The sequence below is a fragment of the Elusimicrobiota bacterium genome (assembly GCA_026388075.1).
Lineage (GTDB): Bacteria > Elusimicrobiota > Endomicrobiia > Endomicrobiales > JAPLKN01 > JAPLKN01.
The window spans coordinates 1-8,847 of the sequence record JAPLKN010000006.1; the positions used below are offsets into that span (position 1 = coordinate 1).

Annotated in this window: 9 protein-coding genes; 8 read left to right on the plus strand and 1 reads right to left on the minus strand. The window is 37.2% G+C overall.

Annotated elements, in window-relative coordinates; genetic code table 11:
* The 7 genes from NT145_00215 to holA form a co-directional block, all read left to right on the plus strand.
* On the plus strand, nt 1-853 hold an 853-nt coding region (locus tag NT145_00215; GenBank protein MCX5781122.1), incomplete at its 5' end, for a hypothetical protein.
* Nucleotides 834-2,228 (plus strand): transglycosylase SLT domain-containing protein, encoded by a 1,395-nt coding sequence (locus tag NT145_00220; protein ID MCX5781123.1) that lies wholly within the window; start codon nt 834-836, stop codon nt 2,226-2,228. The genes NT145_00215 and NT145_00220, both read left to right, overlap by 20 nt.
* A gap of 312 nt (nt 2,229-2,540) precedes the next feature.
* Nucleotides 2,541-4,871: a leucine--tRNA ligase gene (gene leuS, locus NT145_00225; protein ID MCX5781124.1), complete on the plus strand. Its 2,331-nt coding sequence runs from the start codon at nt 2,541-2,543 to the stop codon at nt 4,869-4,871.
* A 31-nt stretch (nt 4,872-4,902) separates the two neighbouring features.
* Nucleotides 4,903-5,715, plus strand: a complete 813-nt coding sequence (locus NT145_00230; protein ID MCX5781125.1) for a hypothetical protein — start codon at nt 4,903-4,905, stop codon at nt 5,713-5,715.
* A 134-nt stretch (nt 5,716-5,849) separates the two neighbouring features.
* Nucleotides 5,850-6,128, plus strand: a complete 279-nt coding sequence (locus tag NT145_00235) for a hypothetical protein (protein MCX5781126.1) — start codon at nt 5,850-5,852, stop codon at nt 6,126-6,128.
* A gap of 47 nt (nt 6,129-6,175) precedes the next feature.
* Nucleotides 6,176-6,730 carry an LPS assembly lipoprotein LptE gene (lptE, locus tag NT145_00240; GenBank protein MCX5781127.1) on the plus strand — a complete coding sequence of 185 codons (555 nt, stop codon included), beginning with the start codon at nt 6,176-6,178 and terminating at the stop codon, nt 6,728-6,730.
* 121 nt (nt 6,731-6,851) lie between these two features.
* Nucleotides 6,852-7,868, plus strand: a complete 1,017-nt coding sequence (gene holA, locus NT145_00245; GenBank protein ID MCX5781128.1) for a DNA polymerase III subunit delta — start codon at nt 6,852-6,854, stop codon at nt 7,866-7,868.
* On the opposite strand, the gene rpsT is transcribed toward holA, so the two are convergent.
* Complete coding sequence (rpsT, locus tag NT145_00250) at nt 7,845-8,126, minus strand: 30S ribosomal protein S20 (protein MCX5781129.1); 282 nt, start codon at nt 8,124-8,126, stop codon at nt 7,845-7,847. The genes holA and rpsT overlap by 24 nt on opposite strands.
* 252 nt (nt 8,127-8,378) lie before the next feature.
* On the opposite strand from rpsT, the gene NT145_00255 reads away from it, so the two are divergent.
* Nucleotides 8,379-8,847, plus strand: a 469-nt coding sequence (locus NT145_00255) for a murein biosynthesis integral membrane protein MurJ (protein ID MCX5781130.1), incomplete at its 3' end; no start/stop codon positions are given.

Sequence of the window (8,847 nt, forward strand, 5' to 3'; positions counted from 1 at the left end):
TTATGATTCTTATAAACCAATTAAAGAAATCTTTGCAGAATTTGGTGTTGCAGCATCAGATAACGTTCTTTATGAAATAGGCCTTTCACAAATATCGTGTTATGACATTTCGACATTTAAAGCATTAGGGGATATTGAGTATGACGGGCAGCCTGTTCCAAGAAGAATTAGATCAAAAACAACACCTAATGGTAAAAAGTTGTATATAGGTGCCCCCGGCTGGGGAAAAGAGGCAACAGGTGGATTGTTTGTCATAGACCTTGATCAGAAAAAACAATTAAAAATACTCGAAGAAAATAAGATAAATACTGGTTTAATAGGTATGTCAGATGACGGAAAATATGTTTACACGGCCGTGATTGATGGTTTGAAGATAATCAATACAGATACTGATAGTGAATATAAGACAATCAGGCTAACTGAACATGAACATATCCAAGACATTATAGCAGGCGAAAATTACACTATTTACCTCATTACCTATCATTATGATTCGGATTCAAGTAAAGACTATAAGTTCAGAGTAGTATATCTTAATAAAGGTATCTTGAAAACCATAAACCTTACTTCTGATGAATATAAAGTATTTCGTTTGTTATTAAATTCCGGCGGAAGGTATTTATATATCATAGGGAATGAGAAAATAGTTAAGTTTGATACTTCAACACTATCTGTTGAGAGCGAAAAAGCATTCCCATATTGGGCCGCTGGGGCTGCCATATCTCCTGATGGAAAATTGCTTTTTGTGCAGGCACTAAAGGAGAATAAAGTGATAGTTTATGATACTGAGAAGGGAGCAGCAATTAAAGAAATCCCTTTTAAGAAAGATTTATATGATATTCTTGTTAAATAAAAAATATTTTATTTTTCTTTTTTTCTTTTTATTTGCAGTAGCGGGCATCGCGTATCCTTTTTGCGTCAAAATTCAAAATCCTGAAGATAATAAAACTGTGTCAGGAATGGTTAATATAACTGCAGGTTTTTATCCCAATAAATGCGACAAAAATAAATCATATAAAGAAATAGATGATTTATTGAGCAACACTAATTCTAATTTTGACAAGGACTTGCTTAAAGCCATTGCATGGCAGGAAAGCCGATGGCAGCAGTTTAACGAGAATGGAAATACATATAGATGTGTAAATACTGATGAATCGACTGATTGTGGTTTAATGCAAATAAATAGTGAAAATAGCGGATTGCTGGAAGAAAATGGATGGGATTTCAAAAGGATAGGTACTGATACAGAGTATAATCTTAAGGCGGCACTGCAGATATTGACTAATAAACAGAATGAATTAAATAGAATAAAAAATGTGAGACCAAAACGTTGGAACGAATTAGTGCGGCAATATGATTTTCAAGGACATAGTATGCAAGATATTGTTTTGAAGTATTATAATACGCTTCGCAAATCGTGGGAATATCCAGACGCAATAAATAAAAATATTAAAGATAAACCATGGATTCAAAAAGTGACGAGCAGTTTGTCAATTGACGACGAAACAAAAATCAAGAAGGAAGTTGCCTTAATTGAAGCTTTGCAATATAGTTGGGATACTTCAAATGTCAAAGAAGGGGATCATAGAATTAAAGCTATTGCCGTTTCAAAGAGGGGATCATCTTCAGATGTTGTCACTGTTATAATTGAAAAAGCGGAAAAAGAAAAAGAAGGAGTGGGAAGGGGCGAAATAGTAATAGAGCAAAAGTGGCCATATGCCCTTGTAGATGTCTATAAAGTCAAAGGAACCATAAAAATTACTAACTTAAAAATGACTGATCATAAGAAAGATAAATCTGGTAGTGTTGATGTCCCGACACTTAGGTATGATGGGGACGGAACTATTAAATATGTACAACCAGTAATAATTGAGCATAACCAGTACACGAAATCTACTACAAACTTTACGATCAAAAATACCGAAATCAAATTCAAGATTAGAGTTACTTTTGACGAAGAAAGCGAGATTAATGGCGGCGATGTAAATCGTTATGTGGGCTTAATCGACCTATATGATTTGAATGAAAAGATACTGGGAGACCGCAGCGCTTATATAGTCAGTGATGATGGTAGCTTCGCTCAGAAAGTGAATGAGCCAAACATTGAAATAACTTTCCCGAAGTCGTTTTTCGGCAAAACTGAGATAAGTGATCGGGCAATCAAAATAATAATTGATTACGATAATCAACTCGAAAAGGTTAATGGTTTGGTTCAAGCCAATTATTAATCCAAAGAATAGGGGAATAGGATGTTTCAAATTTATGATTTTTCGTTAATTGAGAAAAAGTGGCAAAAACACTGTGAGAAAATCGATATTGGGATAATGTAGTTTAGAAGCACTCTTAGAGAGGGTTTGGATTTGACCGGGAGAGCATTTGATGAAGATTGCTAAGCATTTTGAGCGTCAATTCTATGATGCCTACCCGGATAAGAAAATTGTGTCAGCGCTGTTGACATAATTTTCGTAGAGCAATGAAAGTCTTGATTTTTCACGAAAAGCAATGTAGTATTGTTTAAAGAAACCTAGAAAGGAAAGAATATGTCAGAAACCTACAATTTCAGCGAAATTGAGAAAAAGTGGCAAAAGTACTGGGATAAAAACGGTACGTATAAAACCGCAGAGAGAGACAAGCGACCGAAATATTACTGCCTGGTAATGTTTCCGTATCCTTCGGGACAGCTTCACATGGGTCATGTGCGGAATTATTCCATTGGCGACGTATTCGCAAGGTTCTACCGCATGAAAGGCCACCAGGTGCTTCATCCGATAGGCTGGGATGCATTCGGAATGCCTGCGGAAAATGCAGCCATAAAAAATAAAATTCATCCCGAAAAATGGACCAGAGACAATATAAAACACATGACGATGCAGCTTAAACTGCTGGGGATTTCTTATGACTGGTCCAGGGAATTTGCTACATGCGATAAGGAATATTACCGGTGGAACCAGTGGTTTTTTATTAAGATGTGGGAAAAGGGCCTGGCATTTCGTAAAAGAGCACGCGTAAATTGGTGCCCTTCCTGTCAAACCGTGCTGGCCAACGAGCAGGTAAACCAGGGTTTATGTTGGCGGTGTGATTCTGTAGTCGCGGACAAAGAGCTTGAACAGTGGTTTTTTAAAATTACTGATTATGCTGACGAATTGCTTTCAGGGCATGAACTGATAAAGGATGGCTGGCCTCAAGAAGTTTTGTTGATGCAAAAAAATTGGATAGGAAAATCGATTGGCGCGGAAGTAGACTTTGAAATTTTAGATGAATCCGGAAGTTACAAATCAAATTTAAGGATTTTTACCACAAGGCCTGACACTCTTTTCGGCGCAACGTTTATGGTCCTGGCGCCGGAACACGAAATTTTTGAAGAACTTCAAAATAAAATAAAGAATTGGGACCGAGTACACAAATATATCCACGAGGAATGCCAAAAAACTACTCCCGACAGGGCGCAGGAAAAGGAAAAAACCGGAGTCAAGCTTGAAGGGGTATGGGCAATAAATCCCGTAAACAAAACAAAAATACCGATTTTTGCAGCTGATTATGTGCTTATGGGATATGGCACCGGTGCAATAATGGCGGTACCGGGGCACGATCAAAGAGATTGGGAATTTGCAAAGAAGTTTAATGTGCCTATCATAGAAGTTATTCATTCCCCTGAAACAAATTTAGACAGAAGCGCTTATGAAGGCGAAGGTGTAATAGTTAACTCCGGGCAATTCAACGGCATTCCTTCAACGGAGGCAAAAGAAAAAGTAACTTTATGGCTTGAAAGCCAAAAACTTGGAAAAAAATCCGTTAATTTTCGGCTTAAAGATTGGCTTTTGTCCAGGCAAAGATACTGGGGAACGCCGATACCGATGATACATTGCGACAAATGCGGTATAGTGCCTGTCCCGGAAAAGGACCTTCCGGTTGTCCTGCCCATAAATGTAAAACTTACCGGAACGGGGCATTCTCCGCTAGGGGAAGTTAAAGAGTTCGTTAATGTTAAATGCCCGAAATGCGGATCAAAAGCTCGCCGTGAGACGGATACTATGGACACATTTGTGGATTCTTCCTGGTATTTTGCCCGTTATTGCGATCCCCAAAATAATAAAGAACCGTTTTCAAAAGCTTTAGCTAATGCCTGGCTTCCCGTTGACCAATATATCGGAGGGATTGAGCACGCGTGCATGCATCTGATTTATGCTCGGTTCTGGCACAAAATTATGAGAGATCTGGGCCTTTTAAAATCAGACGAACCTTTTGGCCGGCTTCTTACTCAAGGGATGGTAACTTTGGGCGGAAGCGCGATGTCAAAATCAAAGGGAAATATTGTGGTGCCTGATGAAATAGTGAAGAAATACGGCGCTGATACCGCACGGCTTTTTGTGCTTTTTGCTGCCCCGCCTGAAAAACAGCTGGACTGGTCTGATGAAGGAGTGGAAGGTTCGTGGCGTTTTTTGAACCGGATTTGGCGCCTTTTGGAAAAGTTGGAAATTTCTTCAAAACCAAAAGTGTATGAGGATCCTCAAAAGGCAGAAGCTGAAAAAAAACTTTTGCGTTCAATGCATTATGCAATTAAAAAAGTCACCAACGATATTGAAAAAGAAAAACAGCTTAATACCGCAATTTCAGCTGTAATGGAGCTGGTAAACGCTATTTATGCATATCAGTTTTCCGGCGATATATTATCAAGAAAAGCTTTTGAAACGGCAATAATTCTTCTTTCTCCTTTTACGCCCCATATTTGCGAAGAACTTTGGGAAACGACGGGCCATAAAGAAAGTATATCAGATGCTTCATGGCCAAAAGCGGATGAAAAATATATTGCTGAAGATACTATTGATCTTCCCGTTCAGATTAACGGCAGGCTTAGTATCTTAATGTTTTAAAAATCATTCAGTTACATGCAAGGAGAAGAATATGAAAAAAAGACTAGTTTCGTTTTTGGGTGGTTTTGCTTTTCTTACGGTTGCCTGTTCTGTCGTTATTGCAGGGCAGATAAAAATATACGATGATAGACCTCCGAGCGTTGCAAAAAACCTCAATAACGGATTTTATCCTGACATCGCAGGGGATACTAAAGATAATATTTTTGTTATTTTTCAGGGCAATGAAATAAAGAATATCAATACGGGCAAATCAAGCATTTTGCCTTGCATTGGGATATCAAAATCTATTGGTGGGAAAAAGTTTTCAAAACCAAATTCTGCTACATCTGAAGAAAGTTACACTATTAATTGCCCCTCTCTAGCGGTTGATGGGTCAGGTGTAATTCATATTGCATATTATGCCGACGATAAGATTTTTTATATTAAATCAGAAGATCAAGGAATAAATTTTAGTACCCCCATCTTTGTTAGCGAGACAAAAACGGCTTTTCAAACAAAGCCTTCTATAGCCATTTTTAAAAAACACATTTACTTGGTATGGGAGGGTGAAAAAGACAATATTTTTCTTTCGAAATCGTTTGATGGAAAAGTTTTCAGCAAAAATAAAATTGTAAACAATCCTAAGACGGGAATAGATAAAGAGCCTAGAATAGCAATTGGATCGGATGAAACTTTATATATCATATGGTCCGCAAAGAAAGACAATATTTATTGGGGAGTTTTTCTGGTCAAATCTATGGATAAAGGAGAAAGCTTTTCTAGGCCTAGAAGAATAGATGATAATGAATTTTTTGAAACTAGAAATCCGGATATTGCAACTTTCGGAAAAAAAATGTTTATGTAATTTGGTCGGATTACAGAGATGCTGATCCAAAACTTAGCATTAGGTTTTTAAAGTCAGTAGATAAAGGGGAAACTTTTGAATATAGTGTTCCAGTATCTGACAGGATCGATAGTGGGGGAGATCCTGAAGGAGTTTTGAACCCCTCAATAAAGGTAGATGATTTGGGGAAAATTCATGTTGTGTGGTCGGATAATAGAAATATGCTCGGTACTCCGGATATTTATTATTCAAGGTCTTCCGATGAAGGAAGAACTTTTGTAAAGAATTTAAAAATAAATGATTTGCCTGGAAAAGAAACTTATGGATACAGTCATCCCAGGATTTGGATTAATAACAAAATAAATATTGTTTGGCAGGGTGAAGCGGTGGGTGACAAAGCAATTTCCATATATTTTTCAGCATTAGAAAAATAGTCAGTTCTTTTTTTAATATTTGATTTTGTTACAAAAACGGAGGTTTTATGTTAAGTAAATTGTATGCCTGTGTAGCCATGGTCTCATTTTTAATTATTTCCGGTTGTTCCGGGCCTTATAAACCGGCGCCGCAAATTCTTCCTCAGAACATCAAAAAGGTGTTTATTAAGCCGTTTGTAAACAGCACTTCTCAATACGGCCTTGAGGAGAAACTTAAACTTGCGGTAATTGATGAATTCATCAGGGACGGCCGTTTGGCAGTAGTAAATAACGAATCTGAAGCGGAAGGTTCTTTAGTAGGCGAAATATCAAAATATATTTTACAGCCTTTGACATACGATGCTAATATGGTTACTCAGCAGTATAAATTGTGGATATTGGTCAATGTCTATTTTGTTGATAAAACACATAATGTAACATTATGGTCTGAACCGAATCTTGAAGGCATCCAAATTTATTATGATTCAACGCTTTCCGGCGGAATGACGGAAGAAGAAGCAAGGCAAATAATTTGGGAAAATATGGCCAGAAACATTACAAAAAGAACGATTGATGGTTTTGGATCGGTTACCGGAATATCGGAAAAGAAAGTCCCTCAATAAACGGCTAAAAGCGTTAAAAGTTAAAATGTTTAGAAAGTTAAAAAGTTGACCTTAATAAAATTTTCAAAAAAACTTTATAACTTTTAACCTTATAACTTTATAACAAATTTGTCCTAAAACTATGCCCTACATAACTTCTCAGCAGTTTTATGCCGAAATAGATAAAAAAATGTTTTCTCCCGTTTATGTTTTTGCCGGGGAGGATTCATATGACCATGACGAAGCACTAAAGGCTTTAGAAAAGGCCCTAGCGGTTGATTCTTTGAACAGAGAAATATTTTTCGGGAATGAATCCAAGATTGAAGAAATGATCATTGCTGTTCAAACTCTTCCTTTTATGGGAGATAAAAGGCTTGTTATACTGAAAAACGCCCAAAAATTAAAGGCAGGCGATTCTGAAAAAATATCCGAGTTTTTAAAAGCACCGGTAGCATCAACTTGTTTTGTTATTATGTGGACGGATAAAGTCGGCAGAGACGCAAAATCCAGGGCATTATTCAATATAGCTGAAGAAAACGGCTCTATAGTGGAGTTCAAAAGAATTTATGATAACGAGCTTCCGCAATGGATTCAAAGAAAAGTTGCCCAGCACGGCAAAAAAATACATTCCGAGGCTTCACTTCTTCTTGCCCAGGAATCAGGATCAAATCTTTTAGACCTAAATAACGAGATAGAAAAATTAATTTTATTTGTCGGGAAGAAAACCGAAATTACGGATGAAGATGTTGAGTTGGTAAGCGGCCACACAAAAACAGCAAATTTAAACCGGCTGGCAGAGGTTCTTGAATCAAAGAGTTTGGAATCCGCCTTAAAAATTACCGAAGAATTACTCAGAGAAGGCGAAGAACCGATAAAAATTCTTTTTAGGATTTACTGGATTGTAAGAAGATTCTTGCTTGCCAAAAGTTTACTGGAAGAAGAAAAGGCCGGAGCGCCGGAAATACGTCAGGCGCTTAGATTACATAACTATTTTGACAGGAATTTTTTTCAAAATCTTAAAAAATTCAGCTTGAATAGTCTTGAGAACTCAATCGGGCTTATTTTGCAGGCAGATCTGGAAATAAAAACTTCAGCGCGTCCCGCGAAACTGATATTTGATGAACTAATATTTGTTTTATGCGGAAAGGCTGCTTACTAACCGTGAAAGACGGGCTTTCTGATTTGAAGCGGCGTTTGAATGTATAAGATTTCTTTTTGCCGCTTTATCCCATTCTGAAAAAGCGGTGTTAAGAAGTTCCTGAGCAAGTTTTTTATCTTTCTTTGAAACAGCTTCTTCAACTTTTTTAACGAGATTTTTAATCTTTGATTTTACCGACTGGTTCCTTAATTCAGCTCTTTTTGATTTTCTATTTTGCTTTATAGCAGATGTATGACGTCCAGTTTTAAGTTTTGCCATTTTTTCTTCCTCCCCGCCCAAGGCGGGCCAGCCTGGGGCTGGCGTAATAAGATTTTTTAAAACATCGAGCACAGATTTTACATTTTTTAATATAGTAAGTCAAATTTCTTCTAAGAAGGCGTTGAAGGTTAAAAAGTTAAAAGTTAGAAAGTTTTAAGCAAAATAGAACCTAGCAAAAGAGAATAAATTAGTTAAAAAGTTTCAGAGTCGTTAACTTTAAACCTTATAACCTTCAACTTTCAAACTAAAATTATGAGCCAAGAAAAACAATTGACCAAACATGCCGGAAGGGTTGCGATGGGAACGATGGTATCCCGCATATTGGGATATATCCGCGATATGCTCGTGGCCCATGTTTTCGGCGCCGGTCTGGCTGCTGATGCTTTTTATGCGGCATACAGAATCCCAAATCTTTTCAGGAGACTTTTGGGAGAAGGTTCTCTTTCCGCATCTTTTATTCCTGTTTTAAGCGAATATGTTAGTTCAAAAACCAAGGAGGAAACCCAGGAACTAATCAATGTTGTTTTTACTGCTTTGACTTTGGTTTTGACCGTTTTAATGATTTTAGGAATGATTTTTGCGCCTCAAATCGTAAATGTTGTTGCTTACGGGTTTACATCTAACCCTGATAAATTTGAACTTACCGTCAACCTTACCCGGCTGATGTTTCCTTTCCTTTTGTTTATATGCCTTGCAGCCCTATTACTTGGAATTGCAAATA